This window comes from Roseobacter phycocola (genome assembly GCF_042055075.2).
Lineage (GTDB): Bacteria > Pseudomonadota > Alphaproteobacteria > Rhodobacterales > Rhodobacteraceae > Roseobacter.
This window is the reverse complement of sequence record NZ_CP194010.1, coordinates 3,046,129-3,070,986: the sequence shown is the minus strand read 5'-3', so window position 1 is coordinate 3,070,986 and position 24,858 is coordinate 3,046,129. Positions and strand designations below refer to the sequence as shown.

Sequence of the window (24,858 nt, the reverse complement as noted above, 5' to 3'; positions counted from 1 at the left end):
CTACGGGATGACACTGAAAGTATACCTGTCGGGCGAAATCCATACCGACTGGCGTGAACAGATCGTGCAGGGCGCGTCAGAGCTTGATGTGAGCTTTGACAGTCCGGTGACGGACCACGATGCCAGCGACGACTGTGGCGTTGCCATTCTGGGTGCTGAGGACAACAAATACTGGCACGACCACAAGGGCGCGATGGTCAACGCCATCCGCACCCGCAAGGGCATTGCGGATGCGGACGTGGTGGTCGTGCGCTTCGGTGAGAAATACAAACAGTGGAATGCGGCTTTTGATGCAGGCTATGCTTCCGCGCTGGGCAAATCGCTGATCATTCTGCACGGACCTGAGCACGCGCATCCGCTCAAGGAAGTCGATGCCGCTGCGCTGGCTGTCGCTGAAGAACCCCGCCAGGTCGTGGAAATTCTGCGCTATGTGCTTACGGGTAAGCTGCCCGGCTGAGACGTCTCACTGTCCGGGCGAACAACGGCGGGTCTCTGACCCGCCGTTTCCTTTTTAGGCTGGTGTGCGTGGGGGGATATTCTTGGCCTTGTCCACGGCCGGACGTGCGTAGAACCGGTCGCGGTAGGCCACCACATTCGCGAAGTCTTCGTAGCCTACGGCTTCCTTTGCGCCATAGAAATCGAGCGCGTTGATCCACGGGGCAATGGCGATATCCGCAATCGAATACTCCCCGGCAATCCACTCTTTGCCCTCAAGTTCACGATCCAGCACGCCCAGCAGGCGTTTGGCTTCCGCGACATAGCGCTGTTGCGGACGTTTATCTTCGTATTCGGAGCCTGCAAATTTCCAGAAAAAACCAAGCTGCCCCAGCATTGGGCCGAGACCCCCCATCTGGAACATGACCCACTGAATGATGTGAGCCTTCTGTGCGGCATTGGTGCCGATCAGTTTGCCGGTTTTCTCCGCCAGATAGATCAGGATGGCACCACTCTCGAAGAGCGTCAGCGGTTCTCCGCCGGGACCGTCAGGGTCGATGATGGCCGGAATTTTATTGTTAGGGTTGAGCGACAGGAACTCCGGGCTTTTGACGTCCGCATCGGCCAGCGTAACGGTGTGCGCCTCGTAGGGAATGCCCATTTCTTCCAGCGCTACAGAGACTTTGACCCCGTTGGGTGTCGGAAAGGAATAGAGCTGAAGGACGGACGGGTCTTTGGCCGGCCATCGGTTGTTGATCGGAAATGCGGACAGATCAGCCATCGGGACTGTCTCCTCTGAGTTGTTTTACGGGGTAAAGTTAGTCTTCTTTCCCCGTAAAAACAGTCTCGTACACGCGCAGTTATGTGTTAACACGCGCACAGGGGGCACAGCGGAAGACTGTGCGCCGTGCAACAGTGCGAGGGACAGCAATGCTCAACGAATTCAAGAATTTTATCGCCAAGGGCAATGTCATGGATATGGCCGTTGGTATTATCATCGGTGCCGCCTTTACGGCGATCGTGACATCACTGGTCGGCGATCTGATCAATCCGATCATTGCGCTTTTCACCGGCGGGATCGATTTCTCCGGCTGGTTCTATGTGCTGGGCGAAGAAACCTATGCTTCCATTGAAGCTGCGACCGAAGCCGGAGCGCCGGTTTTTGCTGTCGGTAAATTTGTGATGGCGGTGATCAACTTCGTCATTGTGGCCTTTGTTGTTTTCCTGCTGGTCAAGATGGTGAACCGGATCAAGGAAGCTGCGGAAAAAGAAGAAGAGGCGGCACCGGAAGAGCCCAAGGGTCCGAGCGAGCTGGACGTTCTGCTGGAAATCCGCGACGCGCTTGCCAAAAGAGACTGAAGTTTTCAGTTCTGAAAACAAAAAAGCCCGCAGCCGGAAGCTGCGGGCTTTTTTTCGTATCCGTCTGGCTCAGTTTTTGTTGAGGTTCAGAGCCGGGAGTGCGCCACCTCCGCCAAGGGCCTGCACCGGCGCCGGTGGCGCGACCGTGCTGATGGAGGCGCGGATCACCGCGTTCCGGGCGCGTTTCTTCGCGGGTAGCGCAGCGGGCTCCGCACCATTGTCCATTGCTGTCACGGCGGTGTCATACCAGCCCAGCGATGACCCGCGCGGCGCATTTGTGCCGAACCCCCAGCGCACATGATGGCCCACAAACTCGGCATAGGGAGCGCGGCCCGTTGCGAGCATGACCGTTGCCGCGCCAAGCGCCATGGCGGCATCATCCTCACGATAGCCCAGACCGAGGCAGATTTTGCCGTAACCGGCCGCAGTCGCCATATCACCGCTGAAGAGTGCATTTGCTGTCTGTTGAGCGGTCACGGCAACGGATGCGGCCCCCTGGGTTGCGATTTCTGAAATGGCCGGTGCCATTGCATCGGCGATCTGTGTGCAACCGGCGCGCAGCTGTGCATCCGACTGGTCGACCGATGCGCGCAGCAGGTCGCTTTGGCGGATGGCATCGGCCCGGGCGTCACAGAACTGTTCCCCAAGCGCCTGATCCGGGTTGGTGACATTGCTGGCGAGGATGACGCCGTTCGCTTCGGTCTGTGTGTTCACAGCACGGCAGTGACCCACCATGGATGCAACAGCCTGCGTATTGTTCAGCGTCAGTGGTGCCAGAGGTGCAACGGCAGCTGTTGTCGTTGTGGCTGGTGCTGTGCCACCGCCATACCGGTTGGAGGCGTAGTTCGGGTCTGCAAAAGCCTTCAGCAGTCCCTGCGTGCCTTCGTTCGCGACCACCTGAGGATAGACGCTGCCACCACCGGCCTGAAGGCGCTGATGGCTCGAGACCAGTGACACGCGCTGGTATTCTTCGAGATACCCCGTTGCAGGATAGCCCATATAGGCCTGATAGTTTGCAATCGCGGTGCGCGACCGGCGGCCCAGTGAGCCATCAACAACGCCTACGGGAAAGCCAAAGGCGTTCAGCGCGGACTGCACTTCGCGGTTCTGCTGGCGCTGGTAGCTGTTGGAGTAGTTCTTGCGAACAACGGTTTGTTGCTTCTTTTTATTATTATTCACCTGCTGATTGACGATGGCCCCGACGGCAGCGCCCACGGCAAAGGCTCCAAGGTTGGAATCGGCCACCGCCGGGCTGGTCAGCATCATCGCAGCGGCCAGCGCTGCGGAAATTGTGTTACGTTGTTTCATCGTTATTTCCCGCAATAATTGAACATATATGCGGAGACAAAACCTGATTTTACGGGTTCTGGCACGGAATTTCTGGAGGTTCGGCGCGAAGCAGCCGGCCCGGCGCTGCAGATCGGCATGCAACCGCCGGGCAATACACGACAGAGTAAAACCGCGCCTGTCGGGCGCGGTTCTGCCGGTCAGACACGCCGTGGCCTGTTCAGAGCAATGCGATCTGAGTATCGGCTCCCTCGGTCCTGAGTGCATGAGTCGTGGCGAGTTCAGGGTCGTTGATCCAGGCATGCGCTGCGTCGCGGTCAGGAAAGCTCAGCACAGCAACGCCGTCCGGGAGCGGGCCGGCCCCTTCGATCAGCGACAGATCGGTCGAGGCCTGAACGACGCTGCCACCGTGGCGGGCCAGCGCATCCGCCGCCTTTTCACGGTAGGCAGCGAGCTTTTCGGGGTTTTTCACGCGCAATGTTGCAATGGCGTAAGTGGTCATGATGGTTCCTTTCCGATTTCTGCCGCCACGATACGGTTCAAAATGTTGTGCGAAAACAGGTCAACATTGCAAAACAGTTGTGCGATAATGATCAGTATGACCGACTGGAATGACCTTCGATATGTGCTTGAATGCGTGCGCCACGGCGGTCTCAGCGGGGCGGCCCGTGCGCTGCGGGTCAACCATGCCACTGTATCGCGCAGGATTGCAGCGGCAGAGGAGGCCATGGGCGCCCGTCTGTTTGACCGGTCAGCTACCGGATACCGCCCGACAGATGCCGGACTTGAGGCTGCGCGTGCGGCAGAAAAAATGGAAGCTGCAGGGCATGACCTCAGCCGGAGCCTGAGTGCGCGAGACCAGCGCCTGAGTGGGCCGCTCACCATTACTGCGCCGCAGCTCGTGGTCGAACGGGTGCTTGCGCCAATCCTGCGCGACTTCTGCAGGCGGTATCCGGAGATTGATCTGCGGATTGTCGCGGCGAACCGTCAGCTGAATCTGACTGCCCACGAAGCGGATGTTGCCTTCCGCATTTCGAATGAGCCTTCGGAGACACTTGTGGGCCGCCGTATCACCGGGCAGTCGGCTGCCGTGTATGTCAGCCGTGAGCAGGCCAGTCGCCTGCGGGCCGACCCGACACTTCCGCTCGACTGGATAAGGTTCGCACACTGGCCCGGGCCGCCGGATATTCTGAAGCAGGCTTGGCCGGACCGGCGTATCGCGATGACCGTGGATGACATGTATGCGGCGCTGGCTGGAGTCCGGGCCGGGATTGGCGCAACACGCATTCCCTGCTTTCTGGGCGATACGGAACCGGCGATGGAACGGCTGTGGAAGCTGCCGCTCATCCCCTACCGGCCCCTGTGGATACTGACCCACGCGGACCTCAGGCGGACGCGCAGGGTGGTCACCTTCACGGAATTTGCAGCAGCACGGGTGCAGCACCTGCGCCCGCTCTTTGAGGGGCGCAGGCCAGGGGGCAGCAGTCTACCCTTTGACGATCAGTGAAGGGGACACAACGTCGAGCCCGAGCGCTTTGCCCACGGCATAGTATGTCAGTTTCCCGTCATGCACGTTCAGACCATTGAGCAGGTGCGGATCATCCTGGCATGCCTGCTTCCACCCTTTGTCGGCCAGGGCCAGCATGAAAGGCATGGTGGCATTGCCAAGAGCAATCGTGGACGTGCGGGCCACAGCGCCTGGCATGTTGGCCACGCAGTAATGCATGATGCCATCCACGTCATAGATGGGGTCTTGGTGCGTGGTTGCCCGCGACGTCTCGAAGCACCCGCCCTGATCGATGGCAACATCGACAAGTGCTGCGCCGGGTTTGAGGTCCGACAGTTGTGCACGGCTGATCAGTTTTGGCGCTTCGGCACCGGGGATCAGCACAGCACCGATGATCATGTCCGCAGCACATGCCAGTTCGATGGTGTTGCCGGCTGAAGCATAGCTGGTCCGGAACTGTCCGCTGAAGACGTCGTCAAGATATCGCAGGCGGGGCAGGGACCGGTCGAGGACCGTCACATCCGCGCCCATACCCGCAGCGATGCGCGCGGCATGTGTGCCGACGACGCCGCCACCGATCACAACCACGCGGGCCGGGCCCACACCGGGCACACCGCCCATAAGCACGCCACGACCGCCATTCGCTTTCTGGAGCGTCCAGGCACCGACCTGCGGCGCCAGCCGGCCTGCGACCTCGGACATCGGAGCCAGGAGCGGCAGCCCGCCACGATCGTCCGTAACCGTTTCATAGGCGATGCAGGTCGCGCCGGATGCCAGCAGGTCACGGGTCTGTTCCGGGTCAGGTGCCAGGTGCAGATAGGTGAACAGAACCTGGCCCTCTCGCAGCATGGCGCGTTCGACGGCCTGCGGTTCTTTGACCTTTACGATCATTTCCGCGCGTTCAAAGACATCCGCGGCTGTGGCGGCAATGGTTGCGCCCGCTTCAACATAGTCGCTGTCCTCAAAGCCCGCACCCGTTCCGGCCTGCGTTTCAATCAGTACCTCATGCCCGTGTGCCACGGCCTCGCGGGCCGCGTTGGGCGTCATTCCAACACGAAATTCCTGTGGTTTGATCTCTTTCGGGCAACCAATAATCATGGGATCTCCTCCAAATCCGGCGTTTGATGGATGAATACAGCTCAAAAGGCGCAAGACGGCACGATTTTTGGCTCGCGTTAGCGTGCAAACTCCGAATAGTCTTCGACAAAACCAGTCAGTAACAGAAGAAGTTTGCGCATATGACGCTCGACGCGACAGATAAACGTATCCTTGAAGCGCTTCAGCGATCGGGACGCATGTCCAATTCCGACCTGAGCGAGGCAGTCAATCTTTCACCGTCTGCCTGCCACCGCCGGGTGCAGAGGCTGGAGAAAGAGAAGTATATCAAGGACTATGTGGCGCTGCTGGATGCGCGCAAAATGGGTGTGCCGACGACAGTTTTCGTCGAGATCACGCTGCAGGCACAGGCAGACGAGGTTCTGGATGCCTTTGAAAAGGCTGTGGCGCGTATCCCGGATGTTCTGGAATGCCACCTGATGGCCGGATCAGCGGACTATCTGCTGAAGGTCGTGGCCGAAAACACCGAGGATTTTGCCCGGATACACCGCCAGTATCTGGCCCGGCTGCCGGGCGTGGCCCAGATGCAGTCCAGTTTTGCGCTGCGCACCGTTTTCAAAACGACGGCCCTGCCTGTGTGATGCGGGCGAACGGCAACTTTGAGCCCAGTTTGACCAAGTGTCTGCGGGACAGCCAACGTTGCCTTGTCCACTAAACAACGAGCCGGAGCACATACCAGGTTGAGGTCTTTCCGGGTTAGCCTTAGCGTTTTGCTGAAGTGTCCGAGAGGCTGCTATATTGAAAAACGGTATACTAACGGCCTTGATGGTGACACCTTTTGCAATGGCGTCATTTTTCCCGGCACTTCCTGCTCACACCCAAAATCAGATTGATTTTTCGGGTACTTGCCAGAACTTCGAAGACATTGAACAGCAGACAAGCTGGTGGCTGAAGGAGTATGGTGCCCTCTTAACAGCGGGAACACTTTTTCTTGATGTTTCTCACGGTGACGATTTTCGAATTGGTCAACTCTTTTTGATGCTTCGGGAGATCAGCCAAACTGGTGTCGGAGACCTGCAAAAGCATCTTACAATTGAAGTTGAATTGTACGCTTTGTTGGGTGCAGGGAAGTCTGTGGACGCTGACACGGTTTTTTCGATGTTGGATCAGTCAGCTCGATCTGAACTCGCAACTCAGAGTACCGACTTCAGGAGACTTCAAATCTGTGCGTTTGAATGCCCAAACGGCCCTGAGGGTAGCCCCTCGGATGAGTTCAGGGCCTGTATAGCTGATCAATAATCGATTGCGGCCATTAATGGTTGCAAAGTGAATGGCAGCTTAGTCCACAAATCGCCCTTTCTGTTTTCACGATAGAAACAAAAAAGCCTCCGAGCAGTGTTCCCGCTCAGAGGCTGATGTTTTCGTCGCCGTCGCGGCGGGTCTGCTCAGAGCATCCCTTCGCGCTGGGCTTTTTTGCGTGCCAGTTTACGGGCACGGCGGATCGCTTCAGCTTTCTCGCGTGCTTTTTTCTCAGACGGCTTCTCGAAATGCTGCTTGAGCTTCATTTCACGGAAGACACCTTCACGCTGGAGCTTTTTCTTCAGAGCCCGAAGGGCCTGATCGACGTTGTTGTCGCGAACACTAACCTGCATGTGGTTTTCACCACCTTTCTAAGTTGAGTTGCAAGGATTTGCAGGAAGTGGGCATATAGCAAGGAGGAGCTATATTGTCCAGTACCACAGTGCGAAGCGTCAGGGAGTGTGCCACGTGACAGTACCTTATGAGACAGCCCGGGAGCAGTTGCTGGAAGCAGCGTTGATGCATGTGCCCTTTGACGGCTGGTCGGAGGCCACATTTAAGGCAGCGATTCGGGATGCGGATATTGCCCCCGACGTTGCCCGCTCGGCGTGCCCGCGCGGTGCAGTGGATCTGGCAATGGCGTTTCACCGTCAGGGTGATGCGGTTCTGCGGGACCGGCTGGCCGGGATGGATATGTCGGGTATGCGCTTTCGCGACAAGGTGACCGAAGCGGTGTGGATCCGCCTTGAGGTCGCAGAAGACAAGGAAGCCGTGCGCCGCGGCACCACGCTGTTTGCGCTGCCGCTCTACGCAGCGGATGGCGCGCGCCTGATCTGGGAAACGGCTGATACCATCTGGACGGCTCTGGGTGATACATCAGATGACGTGAACTGGTACACCAAACGGGCAACGCTGAGCGGGGTCTGGTCTGCGACAGTGCTATACTGGCTGGGCGATGAGAGCCCGGATCATATGGCAACCCGCGCCTTTCTGGAACGCCGGATCGGGGATGTGATGCAGATCGAAAAGCTCAAGGCTCAGGCGCGCAAAAGCCCGGTGCTCAGCCGGCTGATGTCCGGTCCGGACTGGTTGCTGGGGAAAATCCGTGCGCCGCAGTCTATGCAGCGCGATGACCTGCCGGGCAAGTGGACTGAGCCCCACCGCTGAGCGGCGGCCTCCATCGGGTTTTCAGTGCGGTCCGGTGCTGTTACGACAGTGCCGGAACACAGAGGACATCGCACATGAAAGATACCATGCGGGCAGTAGAGATTTCGGAACACGGCGCGCCGGATGTGTTAAAAGCCACGACCCGTCCTGTCCCGGTGCCCGCTTATGGCCAGGTGGTGATCCGGGTCGCTTTTGCCGGGGTGAACCGCCCGGATGCGCTGCAACGAGCGGGTCTTTACAATCCGCCGCCCGGCGCAAGTGATCTGCCGGGCCTTGAGGCCTCTGGCGAGGTTGCAGCGGTTGGTGAAGGTGTTGCCGGGCTGTCGGTGGGTGACGCGGTCTGCGCTCTTCTGCCAGGTGGGGGCTATGCAGAATACGTCGCGACACCGGCCGCACATTGCCTGCCTGTACCATCGGGCATGGGGCTGCGTGAGGCGGCCTGTCTGCCAGAGACGTTTTTCACAGTCTGGTCCAATGTGTTTGGGCGTGGCGGCCTGAAAGCAGGTGAACGGTTTCTGGTGCACGGTGGGTCTTCGGGTATTGGAACGACCGCTGTTCAGCTTGCCCGCGCTTTTGGTGCGCGCGTGTTCACGACCGCCGGCAGCGACGCCAAATGTGAGGCCTGCCGAGCGCTGGGGGCGGAGATGGCCATCAACTACCGCACAGAAGATTTCGTAAAAGAAGTCCGCGCAGCAGGCGGTGCCGATGTGATCCTGGATATGGTCGGAGGTGACTATATTGCGCGTAATCTCAAAGCGCTGTCGGATGACGGGCGGCTTGTGCAGATCGCGTTTCTGGGTGGTATGAAAGCCGAGGTGAATTTCGCGCAGCTCATGACACGGCGCCTGACCATGACCGGCAGTACCCTGCGACCGCAGAGTGACCTGGCCAAGGCACGCATCGCTCAGGAACTGCGCGAGGCGGTCTGGCCTCTGCTGGAAGCCGGGACCGTTGCGCCTGTGATGGATCAGGAATTCGCGCTGGAAGACGCGGCGGCGGCACATGTCCGGATGGAAAGCTCCGGCCACATCGGAAAAATTGTGCTGAGGGTTACCTGAGCGGATCGAACAGAGCACTGCTGGCGGTACAGTCCCGCAAAACGTCGGCACCGCAGACGCGGGGTTCCAGCGTTCGGGTAAGACAGATCCGCGCTTCCTGAATCTGCCCCTGCTTGCAGGTGATCGTGATCATATCTGCGCTTAGCTGGTCGTTGTCTCGCAGAAAGGCTTCTTCGACCACAGAGGCCGGCAACCGCACAGCCTCTTTCAGGCGCCGGAACACTGGCGGGCGGGTCACGGTGCCGTAAGCTTCCCGTGACAGGGCGTAGTAGTCCGGCGCGGAAAGACCGGAGCAGGTGCCGTGCTTTTTCCACTGATGCCAGGCGAGCCCGGACGTGCCCATGATGTCCGCCATGTCGGATGTCATACGGCGGGAGGGCTGGCGTTCACTTGTGTTGCAGTATTCGGGATAGCCCCGCTCATACTGCGGCCACAGACCATGCAGGATCCAGCCATGCCCTTTACCGGGATCGCATTGCGGTGACCCGCGTGCGTCGCCTGTGCGGTTGCACCAGTTCGGCGACCAGCTGAGGGCCATCACGTAGTAGTCAAACTCACCGGAGCGGTCCTGGGCCGAAGCCCCGGACCCAAGCAGGATCATAAGCCAGAGAAGCAGGCTGCGCATTGGGTCTTTCCTTATGTCGTTGTGCCGACTATATACGCCCCAAGTTCCCCCACAATGGTAACCCGTCCCGGCCTCCGGGACCGCCCTTCCAGGCGATGGGAAAGACGTGGGCCGGCAAGTGGATTCGCAGGAGAATGAACATGGCAAAACCGATCATGGCAAAGGCCACAGCCGTCTGGCTGGTGGACAATACAACAATCAGTTTCAAACAGATTGCCGATTTCGTGGGCATGCACGAACTGGAAGTTCAGGGGATTGCGGACGGTGATGTGGCACAGGGGGTCAAAGGGTTTGATCCAATCGCCAACAACCAGCTCACGCAGGAAGAGATCGACAAAGCGCAGTCCAACCCGCTGCACAAACTGCAGCTGAAGTATAACGCTGCGGCCGAAGGCGAACAGAAACGCCGTGGCCCGCGGTACACACCGCTCAGCAAACGCCAGGACCGTCCGGCGTCGATCCTGTGGCTGGTCAAGTTCCATCCGGAACTCTCCGACGGTCAGATCAGCAAGCTTGTCGGGACAACCAAACCGACCATCCAGGCGATCCGCGAACGCACCCACTGGAACATTGCCAACATTCAGCCGATTGACCCGGTAGCACTGGGTCTTTGTAAGCAGTCGGAGCTGGACGCAGCGGTTCAGAAAGCTGCAGCCAAGAAAGCGGCGGATGCGCCGGTCATGAGTGACGATGAACGCCGTAAGCTGGTCAGCACCGAGCAGAGCCTCGGTATGGATGCCGAACCCAAAATCCCCACGGCGATTGAAGGTCTGGAGACCTTTACGCTGTCGGGCGAAGCGGCCGATGAAAGCGCAGAAGAGGAGAAGTCTGCCGCGGACTTCTCGGATGCGGACAGCTTCTTCAACCTGCCGGATTCTTCTGATGAGGAAGAAGACGAAGACACACCGCGCAGCTGAACCAGGCATAATATCACAGCAGAAAACCCGGCGCTTTCCGACGCCGGGTTTATTCGTTTCGGGCAGGGCAGATACCGCGCCCGAAGCTGATCTCAGGTCGCGGGCGCTTTGGGCGGTTGTGCCAGGTGTCGCCGTTTGATCCAGAGCTTTGCGCCTTCTGCGCCAGCGGTCGCGGTTGATTGCGCTCCGCGCGGCAGGCGGAGCCAGGAATCTTTGGCAAAGGTTTCGCCACCTTCTTCAAACCCGCCGCTCAGCACCAGCACCTCCATGCCATCCGGGGCATCAAGGGTAACAGAAGCGCCTGCTTCCCAGTGCTCGGTAGAGACGTCTTCCGCGTCATCGCTGTGCAGCATCAGGCGGGTCACACCGGGTGCGCCATCGACCGGCACATAGCCGTCACCATTGGTGTCAATGCGGAACTGATTCCGGTCGTCCATGTCAAACTGCCAGAGTTTCACAAAGATCACGCAGCCTTTTTCGGAGCCTGGGGTATGGCTGGTCGTGGGCGGGTTCCTAACATAGGTGCCTGCGGGAAAGTCTCCGTGCTCGTCCTGGAAGACACCCTCCAGCACAAAGAATTCCTCGCCGCCGGTGTGGGTGTGCGCAGAAAAATGGCTGCCGGGGGCGTAGCGGACAATTGACGTTGCCCGTGCCACTTCATCTCCGATCCGGTCGAGCATGCGGCGGTCCACGCCCGCCATGGGCGAGGGTTTCCAGGGGATGTCTGCTGCGTGAACGACGGTGCGTTTGCTGAAATCTGCGTTCAGTTCCATTGTCCTGTCCTTATCCTGCGATGCTGGGCCGGCTGGCGACCCGCTGCCGCCACTCGATCAGGTTAGCACAGTCTTCGGGCACGTCGATCTTTGCAAAATCGGCAAAGGCGAGCCCCGCAAATGCGGTGATATCGGCCATCGAAAAACTGTCACCCGCGACATAGTCCTGATCTGCGAGCACACTGTCGAAATACCGCATACCCTTCAGGGCGCGGTCTTTCTGCATGTTGCCCCATTCGGCGCATTGGTTCGTTTCTATGTCCGGTCCGAGCCCGGGTGTTGCGTGGTGGAAATATGCCCCCACGGCGTCCAGCAGCTCCGCCTCGGCACGGCGCTGCATCATATGGGTCACCGCGCGCTCTTTCGGTGTGCCGCCGGCAAGGGACGGGCCATCGGCAATCCCGTCGATGTATTCGGTGATTGCAGTGCACTCGGCGATCACCGTCCCGTCATCCAGTTCAAGCGCCGGAACCAGACCACTGGGGTTTTTGGCGCGGAAAGCCTCTGTTTTGTGTTCGCCGCCGGGCACGTCAACGGTGATGAACTCAACCTGATCTGCCAGACCTTTTTCTGCCAGGGCAATGCGGACGCGGGCCGGGTTGGGAAAGCCTTCGAAGTCATAAACCTTCATAGTGTGATTCCTTTTGTCTACCTAGTGATAGGTAGGTGATAATCATTGACCCTGATAGCTGTCAAGCCTATCTGGTAGTAGGTAGGATCACAGACAGGTGACATGATGGCGGGCACCCGCGATTTGCTGATGGACGAAGCCGAACGTGGTGTACGCACGGGCGGCTATAATTCTGTGAGTTTCAGGGACCTTGCGGATGCGCTGGGGATCAAGAGCGCGAGCGTGCACTACCATTTCCGCAAAAAAGAGGATCTTGGCGTGGCGCTTGTCGACCGGTACAGCAAGCGTTTTTTTGAAGCTCTGGCTGCGCAGGCTGAGCCGGAATCAACAGCTGCTGGCCGCATTTCTGCATATTGCCGGACATATCGTGAGGCCCTGACCAGTTCGGATGCGATTTGCCTGTGCGGCATGCTTGGTGCGGAAACGTCAGGCTTGCCCGAGGTTGTCTCAGCGGCCGTCCGGCGCTTTTTCGAGGCGAACCTTGTCTGGCTTTCCGACACGTTGTCGGGCGGGGAAGGCGGTGATCACGCGGATGCACAGGCCGCGCAGATCCTCGCAACGTTGCAGGGGGCAATGATGCTGAGCCACAATATGAATGACATCAGGGTCTTTGATGCTGCCGCTGCGGCGGTTCTGCCGGCAGGTTAACTGACCGGCTGCCGGGATCAGATAGATTTGCGCGCGCGCATGGCTGCTGTGATTGTCCCGTCATCAAGATAGTCCAGTTCGCCGCCGATGGGCACGCCCTGTGCCAGCGAGGTCAGCCGGACACTGCCTTCCAGCTGGTCAGCGATATAATGGGACGTGGTCTGTCCGTCGATCGTGGCATTGAGAGCAAGGATAACTTCGGTGATGCCCTCAGCCGCAACCCGGTCAATCAAACGTGGAATCCGCAATTCCTCGGGGCCGACAGCATCCAGCGCTGACAATGTGCCACCCAGTACATGGTAGCGCCCTTTGAAGACGCCGGATCGCTCCATCGCCCACAGGTCCGCAACGTCCTCAACCACGCAGAGCTCGCCATTGGCGCGTTTTTCAGAGGTGCAGATATCGCAGACATCCGTTGTGCCAACGTTCCCGCAATTGAGGCATTCGCGCGCGGTTTCGGCGACCGTGCGAATGGAGTCCGCCAGGGGGATCAGCTGGAGGCTGCGTTTGCGGATCAGGTGCAGCACGGCTCTGCGCGCAGAACGTGGGCCGAGGCCGGGCAGTTTGGCCATCAGCTCGATCAGTGCGTCAATGTCTCTGGTACTGCTCATGCGCGCCCGTTCCTGAACTCATCCGCGTCCGCTGCGGTCAGGGAACCGCCATCATCTGCTGGATGTACTGTATGCCCGCAGGCAGGAATGACAAGGCGGTGACAAAGGCTGTCGCAGAGACAGAGATCTGGCCGCCTGGCGGCAGTGTTTTGATACCGGATATAATGCCCTGCGCCTCGCGCAGTTCATTCAGTTTCCGCAGGCCCTCGGTGTTGACGTTGGGGTCGCTCAGCGCGGCCACATGCCTGGAAATCTGCTGTTCAATTTTGTCGAGCTCTTCGGAGCGCAGCCGGTTCAGCCGGTTCGACAGCGGGATCGTCGGCACGGCATAGGTGGCGCCAACCGTCAGGAACGTGCAGATCGAAAAGATGATGATGGGCGGCGTGCTTTTGTAGTCGGCCAGCGCCAGACCCAGTATCGCCATCGACCCGACAAAAGCGCACAAAAGCACAACCCGGCTGTTAAAGCGCAGAAACGCAGGCACAGGTTCTTTTGACAGGTTCAGGATATCGAGTTCCAGCGTCGGCAGAACGCGCAGGAAACCCCGCCAGAACCGGAAAATAGCCCAGAGCCCGAAACCAATCATCGAACTGCCGGCACAGACAAACAGACCAAACGCGATACGTAGCGTTTCGTTCGTCTGATGCGGCGCGATGATGTAGGCCCCAGCGCCCAGGGCCGCGCCGTACAGGATACCGGCGAGAACGGCGGGCGGATGCGCGATGATCCGGTTCACCCGCCCCTGAATATCGAGGCCGTCCGGGACAAAGTCGGGCCGGGGCAGGTGCAGCAGCATCTCGGCCAGATCGCGCGAGATGTGCAGCCCGAACACATAGACCACATACGCATTGATCACCACAAGCGCGACCAGCGCCCAGTCAGACAGCGGCACGCCCGCGGTCGCCTCAAGCCAGAGGTAAATGATGGCCATAACAGAGGTCGCAATAACCGCGCAGGCTCCGAAATTGCGCCAGAGCGGCGGTGTCGTGATGTCTTTTATGGCCTCCGGGCGCACGCGGTCAGAACGGCAGCTTCATGTCCGCCGGCAGTCCCATGCCTTCGGTCAGCTTTGCCATCTCTTCCTGGGCCCGTTCCGAGGCTTTGGTCTGGGCATCCTTGATCGCGGCCAGGATCAGATCCTCGACCACTTCCTTGTCGTCGCTGTTGAAAATCGACGGGTCGATATCCAGCGTTTTCAGTTCGCCCTTGGCCGAACATGTGGCTTTCACCAGGCCCGCCCCGGAAGCGCCCTCGACCATGATGCTGTGCATATCTTCCTGCATCTGCGCCATCTTGGTCTGCATTTCCTGGGCTTTTTTCATCATGCCGGCCATATCGCCGAGCCCGCCTAGTCCTTTGAACATTGCGTCGTCCTTTTTGGTGTCGCGTTATCTTTAATATAGGCGGGCAGGCCCACCCCGAACAAGTGCGTCAGTCGTCCTCGAAAGGATCCCACTCATCCTCAACTTCGGGCAGTGCCTCTTCAGTGGCTTCTGCCGCGATCTGTTCCGGAGTTCTGATGGCGGTGATCGCCGCCTTTGGGAACTGCGCCAGGACCGCCTGCATCAGAGGGTGCTCGTGGGCCTGTTCGCGCAGAGCTATGCCTTCAGCGTCGCGCACTTCTGCAATGGTCCTGGCGGCTGCATCTCCGACAATGCTCACAGCCCACCTGTTGCCTGTCCAGTGCTGCAGCCGTTGTCCGAGGCGCTGTGCCAGATCACGCGGAGCCGTATCTGTGGGCGTAAATTCAATGCGGCCGGGCTGATACGCGCCAAGGCGCACACCGTTTTCGACTTCGACCAGTAGTTTCACGTCGCGGTTGGCCCGGATCAGTTCGACCACGTGTTCAAATGTCGGGAACCGGGCGAGCGCTTCGTCCGTGTCAACAGCCCTGGCCGTGACGGCACCCGCGGTGCCGGAAGCTCCGGCCGGACGGCCTGCGGTAACGGAACCGCCGGCTGTTGCCTGAGCGCCGGGCCCCCCATTGTGCCCTCCGTTTCCGCCCGGAGTACCCTGAGGCGCTGGCGGAGGCGTCGTCCCCTGCAGTTTCCGGACGAGTTCCTCCGGGCTCGGCAGGTCGGCGACATGCGTCAGCCGGATGATCGCCATTTCGGCGGCCATCATAGCGTTGGGTGCGCTGCCAACTTCATCCAGCGCTTTGAGCAGCATCTGCCAAAGGCGTGTCAGCGCGCGCATGGGCAGGTTTTCCGCCATGGTTAGACCGCGTGCCCGTTCGTCAGGCGAAACTGTCGGATCTTCGGCCGCTTCAGGCGTGATTTTGACGACAGACACCCAATGGGTGATTTCCGCCAGATCGCGCAAGACGGCCATCGGGTCCGCGCCTTCGGCGTATTGCGCCGACAGCTCCGTAAGTGCACCGGCGGCGTCCCCTTTGAGGATCAGGTCAAAGAGGTCCAGCACACGACCACGGTCCGCCAGCCCCAGCATAGCGCGGACCTGATCAGCGGTTGTTTCGCCCGCCCCATGGCTGATTGCCTGATCGAGCAGCGAAGTTGCGTCCCGTGCAGACCCTTCTGCCGCGCGCGCAATGAGTGCCAGAGCGTCATCTGTGATTTCTGCCTGTTCGGACGATGCAATCCGCTGCATGAGCGCGATCATAACCTCTGGCTCTATGCGACGCAGGTCAAACCGCTGGCAGCGGGACAGCACGGTTACGGGAACTTTGCGGATTTCGGTGGTGGCAAAGATGAATTTGACGTGCGCCGGCGGTTCTTCAAGCGTCTTCAGCAGCGCATTGAACGCACCCGTCGACAGCATGTGCACTTCGTCGATGATGTAGACTTTGTACCGCGCCGATGCGGCGCGGTAATGCACTGAATCAATGATTTCCCGGATGTTCGCGACACCGGTGTTCGAGGCCGCGTCCATTTCCATCACGTCCACATGGCGGCCTTCCATGATGGCTGTGCAGTGTTCGCAGGTGCCGCAGGGTTCGGTGGTCGGCCCGCCCTGCCCATCGGCGCCGATACAGTTCATGCCCTTGGCAATGATCCTGGCCGTGGTGGTTTTGCCGGTCCCGCGGATCCCTGTCATGACAAAGGCCTGCGCGATTCTGTCTGCTTCGAAAGCATTCCGCAGCGTCCGGACCATGGCGTCCTGCCCTACCAGATCCGCAAATGTTTCCGGGCGGTATTTTCGTGCGAGAACCTGGTATTCGGTTTTGGATTCGTCGGACATCAGGATCCCTGTGAGCAAGATTCGCAGAACCCGCTAACCGTATGTCCTGGCGCGCCCCGCGTAAACACAACCCACAGCGGGTCCCGGGGTATTTCTCACGAAACTGTTGTGCCGGCTCTGCGCCCGGGTGCAGAATGTGGGCAGGAGTGGGAGTTCATTGTATGCGGCTGACGGGAATTCGTTCGAGCAGAAATGTCCGGGTGCGCAGGGGGGCGCGTGCCGGAGGCCGCCGCGGCAGGGCCGGAGGTCTGGGCCTTTTCGGCGTTCTCGCCATTCTGGCACTGGGGTATTTTACCGGCATTGACGTGACGCCGCTGCTGACAGGCGACCCTGTGGCAACCTCGCAGAGCCAGGAAACTGTCCAACAGGATGATGAGACCGTTGTTTTTGCCTCGAAGGTCCTGACAACGACCGAAGAAGTCTGGGCCGGAATATTCGAAAACCAGGCGGGTCAGCGATACACGCCGCCGCAGCTTGTGATCTTCTCCGGTGTAACTCAAAGCGCATGTGGCGGCGCCTCCGGTGCCACCGGCCCTTTCTACTGCCCGGCGGATCGCATGGCCTATCTGGACACACAGTTCTTTCGTCAGCTCGACCGGCAACTGGGTGCAGGCGGTGATTTTGCCGCTGCTTACGTGATTGCGCATGAGGTCGCGCATCATGTGCAGAACGAGCTTGGTATTCTGCCGCAGGTCAGCCGGTTGCGAGCAGGCGCCACAAAAGAGCAGTCCAATGCGCTCACCGTACGGCTGGAGCTTCAGGCTGACTGCCTCTCGGGCGTCTGGGCACGATCCGTGCGCGGCCTTATGGAACGCGGGGATCTTGCCGAGGCGCTGAATGCTGCACGTATGATCGGGGACGATCATCTGCAGCGCCAGGCGGGCCGGATACCGCAGCCACACACCTTCACACACGGAACGTCAGATCAGCGCGCACGCTGGTTCGAACGTGGATTTGACAGTGGTATGATCGCGGATTGCGATACCTTCTCGGCCCGCAGGCTGTGAAGTCTGGCGCCACGCTTCGTTCTGTAAGGAGACTGGTGAGAGGCTGGACAACGACCCAAGCGGGGCTCGTTACGGCTGCTTCCTTCCGGACCTGACCGGGTTGGCGAGGCGCTTACCCGCGCCAACCTCTCGGGGCCGATATAGGCAAAGGGCAGATCGACTGCAAGTCTGTCTGTCAAAGGTGCAGACGGATGCGCGCAAATCCTTCGGCACTCGTTCCGCAGCTCTCAGGCCTGTAGGAACTGATTTCATCCAGATACTGCAACGCATCAGGTGCTGTCAGGAGAATTGCTGAATAATCGCCGGGCGTGCTGAATTTCCAGGGGACCGGATCACGCACTTCGCTGCAGTCGGGCGCGCGAAGGTAGTCCACCAGTCCTTCATCCATCGGCGCATACCCGCGGAATGCAATATCCTCATCGGCAAAGGGTTTAAGGGCGCCGCCGCCGCCGGTGCGGTGATCGGTGGTCGCAACCAGAAATTCCTGGTCCGGGTCAAGAGGTTTGCCCTGCCAGGAAACATTGCTGATGCGTCCGGTCGCATCCGGGTTGCGCCTGCCCGACGGGTCGTAAACCGGGGGGCGTGTCGGATCGATCTCATAGGACAGACCGTAAATCGTGTCGAAGCGGAAACCGGGGATGTTCACATCAACCAGTGGCTGGTCCGGCTGATCAGGTCGCAGCGTGCTGAAAATCAGGGCCGAGCGTTCAAGCCAGTCGATCAACCGGGCGCCGTTCGTCCGGACCGCCCAGATCTGGTTGGCATATGGGGTCAGCCCGGCGATGTGCCGCCGCATCACAGGACCGCTGGACAGGCTGACAAAGTTGCCGGGTCCGTCGAACCCGCCTGTCGCGGCTGTTGATCCAACGGCCAGCAAAGGCAGACCGGCCAGCGTGCTGCCCTCCACCGCGCTGGCGATAACCCGCCTCTTTGCGGCTGCGATCAGAGCCGGTACAGGGCTCGGGCAGGCAAGGGCAAAATAGCTGTGCATCGGGCTGGAAAGCTCGCCGACATGTTCATTCAGATGCAAACGCGTTGCGTTGTGCGCGGGTCTGGTCAGCCCGACGATTTCAGGATCGGGTGCGTCGGTCGGTTCGGGTGTCAGCAGTGCGCTTTCCGATCCTGTTACAGACCAATCCACGTCGCGATCGCCGCCCATTTCAAGTTGCAGCCTGATCCGCCCCAGGTGCGATGCAGAGGCACCCGGCATAACGACCGGCGTTCTGCCGATCCGACCGTTGTGGCTGTCTATCCCGTCGATGCCAGCGTGATCCGCGCCCGGAAATTTCAGATGTGTGTGCCCGCCAATGACGGCATCGACACCCGGTACACGGGCGACTTCTAAGATCTGGTTCTGTGGTGATTTTCCCTCGTCATAGAGGGCGATGCCCATATGGGCCAGCACGATGACCACTTGTGCGCCCGCGTCGCGCAATTCAGCGATGCGGGCGGTCAGTGCCGGCAGTGGTGGTGAAATCTCCGCATGATCTGTCAGGTGATGCCGGTTCCAGTTCATGGTCTGCGAAGGAACCACCGAGGTCACACCGATCCTGAGTTTGCGGTTTTTCCCGTGAGAGCACGTGATTTCGCGTTCAATCAGGGCTGACGTCTGCAGGTTGGCCAGTTCGGCGCAGGTCGTGTTGGCACTCAGCACGGGCATCGAAAACCCGCATAGGGCGCGTTTCAGCGCGGGCAGGCCGTGGTCAAAATCGTGATTTCCAAGACCCACCGCGTCATAGGCCAGAGCGTTCATGCAGGCTGACATCGGGTTTTCAGCCACTTCCGGGTGACGGGCCACAAATCCGGCCAGAGGTGTCCCCTGCAGCGTATCGCCATTGTCGAACAGGAGGCACTGGCCGCCATCTTCTTCCGCTTTCAGACGCTCGCGCCGGATGACCGGTGCCAGTCGTGCAAGACTGTCACCACCTCCTGGTGTGTCCCGGGCATAGTCGAAATCGGAGAGCTGCATGTGCAGATCGCTGGTTGCGAGCACTGTCAGCCGGGCGGTACAGGGAGCGACCGGAGAGGAGCGGCTTTGGGGTATTTCTGGTGCCTCCGGATGCAGTTCAGTAAACAACCTGTGCGTGAGCGATGCCTGATCACATCATGCGTGGGTTGGAATGTCCAGCGGGGCCGCGCATTTTCCTTTTGAACTTCCGGGCGAAAACCGGGCATGTAACGGCTCAGGAAAAACCAGGGTCAAAATATGCGCATTGCTGAAACTGTAACCTTTGGCGGCTCCGGTCTGGACCGCGCCGGCGAAATCCGGGACGACCCTGAAGCGCTGCATGCAGTTGCATTGGATGCGGCTGCGCGTGCTGTGGTTTTCTGGCGCGGTAAACCGCTTCTCAACATGGAAAATCCGGCATCCCTCGCACGATTGCCGATGGATCACGATGTGCTGGAACTGGCCGCTGATGCGCCGGTATTTCTGGGGCGCGAAGACGGAGCAGGGCGATTTGCTTTCGATATCTCGGCATGGGAACCTGACGGGCTGGAACCTGACCAGCTGGGGGGATTCCTCGATCCCACAGAACAGCGCCACCCGGATCTGCCTGCTGACATGGCATTTGCTGAACTCCGCCGTGTGATGACCTGGCTCACTCCGCGGGACGCAGAACTCGCCGCGACGGGCAAAGCCATTCTGGGCTGGCATGAGACGCACCGTTTCTGCGCGAAGTGCGGAGACCGCTCGGACGTCGCCCAGGGGGGGTGGCAACGCAGGTGTACCGGATGCCGGGCGGCGCATTTTCCGCGCACCGACCCCGTGGTGATCATGCTGATTACGCGTGGCAATTCGGTGTTGATGGGGCGCTCGCCCGGATGGCCGGATGGCATGTATTCGCTGCTCGCGGGGTTCGTTGAGCCCGGCGAAACGCTTGAAGCGGCTGTGCGTCGCGAGGTTTTTGAGGAAACGGGGGTGTACGTCGGGCCGGTATCCTATCTCGCAAGTCAGCCCTGGCCGTTTCCGGCGTCGCTGATGTTTGGCTGTGCAGGGGAGGCGGTCAGCGAAGAGATCACGGTCGATCCACTGGAAATCGAAGACGCAATGTGGGTCAGTCGCGAGGAAATGACCCAGGCATTTGCCGGAGAGCATCCTTTCATGTTGCCAGCGCGTAAAGGCGCCATTGCACATTTTCTGCTGGAGAACTGGCTTGCGGACAGGTTGGATTGACCGGACAGTGGCCGGAAAGGCTGATCCGGAGCCGGGCTCATGAAATTCTCTGCGCAGGCGGAAGTGGCTGTACCGGCGGGTGATCTTTTCGACATGCTTTGCGACTTCGAAAGCCTCGAAGATGCGGCGCACCGCCGGGGTGTCGATGTTGTGAGGACGGATACGACCGACAGCTGCCTGACCGGCACGGCGTGGCAAGCGGATGTCCGGATCCAGGGAAAGCCCCTGCGCGTCGACATTGTGCTTCTGAACCTGCAGCGTCCGGAACAGATTGAACTGGGTATGGCCGGACCTGGCCTGGAGGGGGGCGTAACGGTCGCACTGACCGGGCTCGCGCCACAATGTACAAGGCTTACCGTGAGCGCAGAACTGCGGCCTCACACGCTGACCGCGCGCCTGCTGGTGAAGTCCCTGAAATTCACAAAGACGACTCTGGACAGGAAGTTTGAGGCGCGTGTTGCGGAATATCTTCAGCGGCTGGAAAGCCGTTACGCAGCGTCGCGGGACGACTGACCGTCAGGCGCGGACATTGCCCGCCGGATAGACCCCCAAAACCTCGACCATGTTCGTGAAGTAATCCAGCTCTTCCATCGCGCGCTTAACGGCGGGGTCGTCCGGGTGTCCCTCGATATCCGCGTAAAACTGTGTCGCGGTAAACGAGCCGCCCACCATATAGCTTTCCAGCTTGGTCATGTTGATGCCGTTTGTCGCAAAGCCACCCATCGCCTTGTAAAGAGCGGCCGGCAGGTTGCGGACCTGGAACACAAAGCTGGTGATCATGCCATCCTTGCCCCGTCTGGTGTAATCGGCTTCAGGCGACATCAGCAGGAAACGTGTGGTGTTGTTTCCTTCGTCTTCGATATGGCGCGCCAGAACATCAAGACCATAGATCTCGCCGGCGAGTTCGCTGGCCAGCGCTGCCACAGCGGGATCTCCGGCTTCGGCCACCTCTTTGGCTGATCCGGCAGTGTCCGCACCGGTGATGCGGCTGATGTTGTGTTCTGCGAGGAAGTTTCTGCACTGCCCCAGCAGGACGGTGTGGCTTTTCGCACTCCTGATATCTTCGAGCCGGGCGCCCGGCAGCGCCAGGAGATTGATCCGGACACGCACGAACGCCTCTTCGATAATATGCAGGCCAGAGCTTGGCAGCAGTGAGTGGATGTCCGCAACGCGTCCGTAGGTGGAATTCTCGACCGGCAGCATTGCGAATTCCGCGTCGCCTTTGCGCACAGCCTCAATAGCGTCCTCGAACGTCCGGCAGGGAACAGGCGTCATTTCGGGGCGTGCGGTCCGGCAGGCTTCATGACTGTAGGCCCCCGGCTCCCCCTGAAAGGCAATCCTGGCTGTGGCGTCGGCGGTCATCGGGTCGTCCTTGAACAAAATCTTCGGAAAGTGGTCGTTTGGTCGCGGTAACTACACCTTGCCACACCGGAGGGGAAGCAATAGATACCGCGTCAAACATAAAGCAACGGATCTGGAATCAATGCTCGACACAATGACCTTTACCAAAGCGGCCGGCGGCGTCTGCGGCGCGCTTCTTGTGTTCCTTCTGGGTAAATGGGCCGCCGAGGAACTTTACCACGTCGAAGCGCACGGCGCGGCATCCTACGTCATCGAAGTTGAAAGCGGTGAAGAGACTGCCGAGGTCGAAGAAGTGGATTTCGCAACGGTACTGGCGTCGGCAAGTGTCGAGGATGGCGCAAAGGTATTCCGCAAGTGTTCCGCATGCCACAAACTTGAAGCGGGCGAAAACGGAACAGGTCCGTATCTCTACGGGGTTGTCGGACGTCCCAAAGGTGCTGCTGACGGTTTCAGCTATTCCGAAACACTCGCCTCAATGGGCGGCGAATGGACACCTGAGAACCTGAGCGACTTCCTTGAGCGCCCGTCTTCCTATGCGCCGGGCACGTCCATGAGCTTTGCAGGTCTCAGAAAGATCGAAGACCGGGCAGACGTGATTGCCTATATGGACAGCCTCGACGACTGATCTTAACCGGTTGTTAACCAAAAAGGCCGCTTGCTGTGATGCAGGCGGCCTTTTTTGTTGGTGCAGAAGGGCTCCGTGCTGGCGGATCACATTTTCGCAACTTGTATCTTGGCCTGCGGACCCTTTAGCTTACATCTGAGCAGATGAGCCGGAGAATTCGGCCATAAACAGGAGGAAATTCCGTATGAATGCCGCACGGAGCCGGGCAGTGCCCTTTAGTTCGCGTACCGACACAATGACCGCCGGTCTTGGCATTCTCACCCTCATATGCGCCTTCATGTGGTCCGGTGCTGTCCGCGCGCAGGACAACATGGTGGTCAGCCATGGGTATTCTTTCTACGGCGATCTGACCTATCCGGCCGACTACACGCACTTTGACTATGTTAATCCTGACGCGCCCAAAGGCGGGGAAATCGCTCTGAGCGTGGTTGGCACTTTCGACTCAATGCACCCCTACACGCGAAAAGGCCGTGCCGGTGCCCTGTCGAGCATGATGTACGAAAGCCTGCTGGGTGATGGAACGGGCGGCGCCTCTGCCCCGGCAGATGTCTATGGCGAATCCTATTGTCTGCTCTGCGAGCGGGTTGAGTACCCCGAAACCAAAGACTGGGTCATCTTCCATATGCGCAAAGAAGCGCGTTTCTCGGATGGATCGCCCGTTACCGCTCATGACATCGCCTTCAGCCACAACCTTCTGCTGGACGAGGGCCTCAAATCCTACGCGGATGCAGTACGCAAGCGCATCCCGAAGGTCGAGGTGATCGACGACTACACCATCAAATTCTACTTCACCGAAGGCATTTCGCGCCGCAGCCTGATCGATCAGGTCGGCTTTGTGCCCGCCTGGTCAAAGAAGTGGTATGAGGAAACCGGTTACGGCCTTGACGAAAGCCGTCTGGATGTTTCGCCGGGCTCAGGCCCTTACATGATCGACAGCGTCGATGTGAACCGGCGCATCGTTTACAAGCGAAACCCGGATTACTGGGGGCGCGACCTGCCGTTCAACGTTGGCCGGAACAACTTCGATACCATCCGCATCGAATACTTTGGCGATGACACAGCAGCCTTTGAGGCATTCAAAGCCGGCGAATACACCTTCCGCACCGAAGGCGATTCCAGAAAGTGGGCCACCGGGTATGATTTCCCGAAGCAGCGTGAAGGGCTGGTCGTGACCAAAGAACTGCCGAACGGGTCGCCTCCGACACCGTCGGGCATTGTGTTCAACCTTGGCCGCCCGCAGTTGCAGGACCGGCAGGTACGCCAGGCCATCGCGCTTGCCTTCAATTTTGAGTGGACGAACGAGAGCCTGCAATACGGTCTGTTCCGCCAGCGCGCGTCCTTCACCCAGGGCACCCCGCTGATGGCCAGCGGTCTGCCCGAAGGTGCCGAGCTGGCGTTCCTGCAGTCGCTTGGTGATCTGGTGCCACCGGCAATGATCAGCGAACCTGTGATTGAGCCTCATACCTCGCGGGCGGAACGTCTGCTGGACCGGCGCAATGCGCGTCAGGCAATGCGGATGCTTGATGCGGCGGGCTGGGGCGTTGGCGATGACGGCATCCGGCGCAATGCGGCCGGCGAAACGCTGAAGCTGAATTTCCTTTTCAATAGTGCCACGTCTCCGACGCTGAGCGCGGTCATGGAGAACTTCGTTGCCAACGTCAAAACACTGGGCATCGACATCACCTTTGAAAAGGTGGACGCCGCCCAGTACACGACACGCGAACGCGACCGGGACTATGATCTGGTGTTTGACGCTTATGGTGCTTTTCTGGGCACCGGCACGGGCCTGATGCAGCGTTACGGCTCAGAGGCTGCGGCCTTCAGCCTTTTCAATCCCGCCGGACTGGCAAGCCCGCTGGTCGACGAGATCATCAACCGGTCCCTGAATGCGACCAACCGCGAAGAGGAACAGGCAACACTGACAGCACTCGACCGGGCGTTGCGGTATGAATTTATTATGATTCCGGTGTGGTATAACCCGAGCCACTGGGTCGCCTACTACGACCAGTATGAACACCCTGAGGAAATCCCTGCCTATGCGCTCGGGAACCTGGATTTCTGGTGGTACAACCAGGACAAGGCAGATGCGCTGCGCGCGGCCGGGGCGCTGAGGTAAGC

General features: G+C 59.6%; 28 protein-coding genes and 1 other RNA gene. 14 read left to right on the top strand and 15 right to left on the bottom strand.

The features are described from left to right. Positions 1-7: 7 nt before the first annotated feature. A complete protein-coding gene (locus AB4K19_RS15160; protein WP_375229139.1) occupies positions 8-457 on the top strand; it encodes a YtoQ family protein in 450 nt (149 codons plus the stop codon). Positions 458-511: 54 nt separating this feature from the next. Here the strand turns inward: AB4K19_RS15160 and AB4K19_RS15155 are convergent, their stop codons facing one another. Then, a complete protein-coding gene (locus AB4K19_RS15155) occupies positions 512-1,216 on the bottom strand; it encodes a glutathione S-transferase family protein (protein WP_375229138.1) in 705 nt (234 codons plus the stop codon). A gap of 149 nt (positions 1,217-1,365) precedes the next feature. Between AB4K19_RS15155 and mscL the strand changes: the two genes are divergently transcribed. Continuing rightward, complete coding sequence (gene mscL, locus AB4K19_RS15150) at positions 1,366-1,794, top strand: large conductance mechanosensitive channel protein MscL (RefSeq protein ID WP_375229137.1); 429 nt, start codon at positions 1,366-1,368, stop codon at positions 1,792-1,794. Between the two features lie 69 nt (positions 1,795-1,863). Here the strand turns inward: mscL and AB4K19_RS15145 are convergent, their stop codons facing one another. Together AB4K19_RS15145 and AB4K19_RS15140 are read right to left on the bottom strand one after the other, a co-directional pair. Next, positions 1,864-3,102 carry a peptidoglycan-binding domain-containing protein gene (locus tag AB4K19_RS15145; RefSeq protein WP_436398222.1) on the bottom strand — a complete coding sequence of 413 codons (1,239 nt, stop codon included), beginning with the start codon at positions 3,100-3,102 and terminating at the stop codon, positions 1,864-1,866. Positions 3,103-3,301: 199 nt separating this feature from the next. Continuing rightward, entirely contained in the window at positions 3,302-3,583 is a 282-nt protein-coding gene (locus AB4K19_RS15140; RefSeq protein ID WP_375229134.1) for a DUF1330 domain-containing protein, read from the bottom strand. A 96-nt stretch (positions 3,584-3,679) separates the two neighbouring features. Between AB4K19_RS15140 and AB4K19_RS15135 the strand changes: the two genes are divergently transcribed. After that, entirely contained in the window at positions 3,680-4,588 is a 909-nt protein-coding gene (locus AB4K19_RS15135) for a LysR family transcriptional regulator (protein WP_375229133.1), read from the top strand. Here the strand turns inward: AB4K19_RS15135 and ald are convergent. Then, a complete protein-coding gene (gene ald, locus AB4K19_RS15130) occupies positions 4,568-5,686 on the bottom strand; it encodes an alanine dehydrogenase (protein WP_436398221.1) in 1,119 nt (372 codons plus the stop codon). The two genes, AB4K19_RS15135 and ald, sit on opposite strands and share 21 nt — an antisense overlap. A 140-nt stretch (positions 5,687-5,826) precedes the next feature. On the opposite strand from ald, the gene AB4K19_RS15125 reads away from it, so the two are divergent. Beyond that, positions 5,827-6,285, top strand: a complete 459-nt coding sequence (locus tag AB4K19_RS15125; protein ID WP_375229131.1) for an Lrp/AsnC family transcriptional regulator — start codon at positions 5,827-5,829, stop codon at positions 6,283-6,285. A gap of 157 nt (positions 6,286-6,442) precedes the next feature. Then, a complete protein-coding gene (locus tag AB4K19_RS15120; RefSeq protein ID WP_375229130.1) occupies positions 6,443-6,943 on the top strand; it encodes a hypothetical protein in 501 nt (166 codons plus the stop codon). Between the two features lie 146 nt (positions 6,944-7,089). Here AB4K19_RS15120 and rpsU read toward each other — a convergent pair whose 3' ends face one another. Then, entirely contained in the window at positions 7,090-7,296 is a 207-nt protein-coding gene (rpsU, locus tag AB4K19_RS15115) for a 30S ribosomal protein S21 (RefSeq protein WP_008207378.1), read from the bottom strand. A 115-nt stretch (positions 7,297-7,411) separates the two neighbouring features. Here rpsU and AB4K19_RS15110 point away from each other — a divergent pair, with 115 nt between their 5' ends. After that, positions 7,412-8,110 (top strand): COQ9 family protein, encoded by a 699-nt coding sequence (locus AB4K19_RS15110; RefSeq protein ID WP_375229129.1) that lies wholly within the window; start codon positions 7,412-7,414, stop codon positions 8,108-8,110. Between the two features lie 74 nt (positions 8,111-8,184). Beyond that, positions 8,185-9,168 carry an NAD(P)H-quinone oxidoreductase gene (locus tag AB4K19_RS15105; protein WP_375229128.1) on the top strand — a complete coding sequence of 328 codons (984 nt, stop codon included), beginning with the start codon at positions 8,185-8,187 and terminating at the stop codon, positions 9,166-9,168. Here AB4K19_RS15105 and AB4K19_RS15100 read toward each other — a convergent pair. Further along, positions 9,161-9,793, bottom strand: coding sequence for a ribonuclease T2 family protein (locus tag AB4K19_RS15100; protein WP_375229127.1), 633 nt, complete (start codon positions 9,791-9,793; stop codon positions 9,161-9,163). The two genes, AB4K19_RS15105 and AB4K19_RS15100, sit on opposite strands and share 8 nt — an antisense overlap. 140 nt (positions 9,794-9,933) lie before the next feature. Here AB4K19_RS15100 and AB4K19_RS15095 point away from each other — a divergent pair, with 140 nt between their 5' ends. Then, on the top strand, positions 9,934-10,710 hold the full coding sequence (locus AB4K19_RS15095) for a DUF1013 domain-containing protein (RefSeq protein WP_375229126.1): 777 nt from the start codon (positions 9,934-9,936) through the stop codon (positions 10,708-10,710). Between the two features lie 92 nt (positions 10,711-10,802). Here the strand turns inward: AB4K19_RS15095 and AB4K19_RS15090 are convergent, their stop codons facing one another. Continuing rightward, positions 10,803-11,483: a cupin domain-containing protein gene (locus tag AB4K19_RS15090; RefSeq protein WP_375229125.1), complete on the bottom strand. Its 681-nt coding sequence runs from the start codon at positions 11,481-11,483 to the stop codon at positions 10,803-10,805. 10 nt (positions 11,484-11,493) lie between these two features. Further along, positions 11,494-12,114 carry a glutathione S-transferase family protein gene (locus AB4K19_RS15085; RefSeq protein WP_375229124.1) on the bottom strand — a complete coding sequence of 207 codons (621 nt, stop codon included), beginning with the start codon at positions 12,112-12,114 and terminating at the stop codon, positions 11,494-11,496. Positions 12,115-12,216: 102 nt separating this feature from the next. Here AB4K19_RS15085 and AB4K19_RS15080 point away from each other — a divergent pair, with 102 nt between their 5' ends. Further along, the gene (locus AB4K19_RS15080) at positions 12,217-12,762 is read left to right on the top strand and encodes a TetR/AcrR family transcriptional regulator (protein ID WP_436398219.1); all 546 of its coding nucleotides are present in this window, start codon (positions 12,217-12,219) and stop codon (positions 12,760-12,762) included. Between the two features lie 17 nt (positions 12,763-12,779). On the opposite strand, the gene recR is transcribed toward AB4K19_RS15080, so the two are convergent. The 4 genes from recR to AB4K19_RS15060 form a co-directional block, all read right to left on the bottom strand. Then, positions 12,780-13,373, bottom strand: coding sequence for a recombination mediator RecR (gene recR / locus AB4K19_RS15075; protein WP_375229122.1), 594 nt, complete (start codon positions 13,371-13,373; stop codon positions 12,780-12,782). Positions 13,374-13,410: 37 nt separating this feature from the next. Continuing rightward, on the bottom strand, positions 13,411-14,304 hold the full coding sequence (locus AB4K19_RS15070; RefSeq protein WP_436398218.1) for a hypothetical protein: 894 nt from the start codon (positions 14,302-14,304) through the stop codon (positions 13,411-13,413). Positions 14,305-14,392: 88 nt separating this feature from the next. Continuing rightward, positions 14,393-14,737, bottom strand: a complete 345-nt coding sequence (locus AB4K19_RS15065) for a YbaB/EbfC family nucleoid-associated protein (protein WP_436398217.1) — start codon at positions 14,735-14,737, stop codon at positions 14,393-14,395. 67 nt (positions 14,738-14,804) lie between these two features. Further along, positions 14,805-16,571, bottom strand: a complete 1,767-nt coding sequence (locus AB4K19_RS15060) for a DNA polymerase III subunit gamma/tau (RefSeq protein WP_375229120.1) — start codon at positions 16,569-16,571, stop codon at positions 14,805-14,807. A gap of 161 nt (positions 16,572-16,732) precedes the next feature. Here AB4K19_RS15060 and ypfJ point away from each other — a divergent pair, with 161 nt between their 5' ends. Further along, positions 16,733-17,578: a KPN_02809 family neutral zinc metallopeptidase gene (ypfJ, locus tag AB4K19_RS15055; RefSeq protein WP_436398216.1), complete on the top strand. Its 846-nt coding sequence runs from the start codon at positions 16,733-16,735 to the stop codon at positions 17,576-17,578. A gap of 34 nt (positions 17,579-17,612) precedes the next feature. Here the strand turns inward: ypfJ and ffs are convergent. Together ffs and AB4K19_RS15045 are read right to left on the bottom strand one after the other, a co-directional pair. Further along, positions 17,613-17,709: signal recognition particle sRNA small type (gene ffs, locus AB4K19_RS15050), an RNA gene on the bottom strand. 44 nt (positions 17,710-17,753) lie between these two features. Then, positions 17,754-19,547, bottom strand: coding sequence for a 5'-nucleotidase C-terminal domain-containing protein (locus AB4K19_RS15045; protein WP_436398215.1), 1,794 nt, complete (start codon positions 19,545-19,547; stop codon positions 17,754-17,756). Between the two features lie 237 nt (positions 19,548-19,784). Between AB4K19_RS15045 and nudC the strand changes: the two genes are divergently transcribed. Together nudC and AB4K19_RS15035 are read left to right on the top strand one after the other, a co-directional pair. Next, positions 19,785-20,753 (top strand): NAD(+) diphosphatase, encoded by a 969-nt coding sequence (gene nudC, locus AB4K19_RS15040; protein WP_436398214.1) that lies wholly within the window; start codon positions 19,785-19,787, stop codon positions 20,751-20,753. Positions 20,754-20,792: 39 nt separating this feature from the next. Next, positions 20,793-21,266 (top strand): SRPBCC family protein, encoded by a 474-nt coding sequence (locus tag AB4K19_RS15035; RefSeq protein ID WP_436398213.1) that lies wholly within the window; start codon positions 20,793-20,795, stop codon positions 21,264-21,266. 3 nt (positions 21,267-21,269) lie between these two features. Here AB4K19_RS15035 and AB4K19_RS15030 read toward each other — a convergent pair whose 3' ends face one another. Beyond that, a complete protein-coding gene (locus AB4K19_RS15030; protein ID WP_375229115.1) occupies positions 21,270-22,115 on the bottom strand; it encodes a prephenate dehydratase in 846 nt (281 codons plus the stop codon). Positions 22,116-22,236: 121 nt separating this feature from the next. Here AB4K19_RS15030 and AB4K19_RS15025 point away from each other — a divergent pair, with 121 nt between their 5' ends. Then, positions 22,237-22,740, top strand: coding sequence for a c-type cytochrome (locus tag AB4K19_RS15025; RefSeq protein WP_375229114.1), 504 nt, complete (start codon positions 22,237-22,239; stop codon positions 22,738-22,740). Positions 22,741-23,017: 277 nt separating this feature from the next. Continuing rightward, positions 23,018-24,856: an extracellular solute-binding protein gene (locus tag AB4K19_RS15020; RefSeq protein WP_375230906.1), complete on the top strand. Its 1,839-nt coding sequence runs from the start codon at positions 23,018-23,020 to the stop codon at positions 24,854-24,856. Positions 24,857-24,858: the final 2 nt, after the last annotated feature.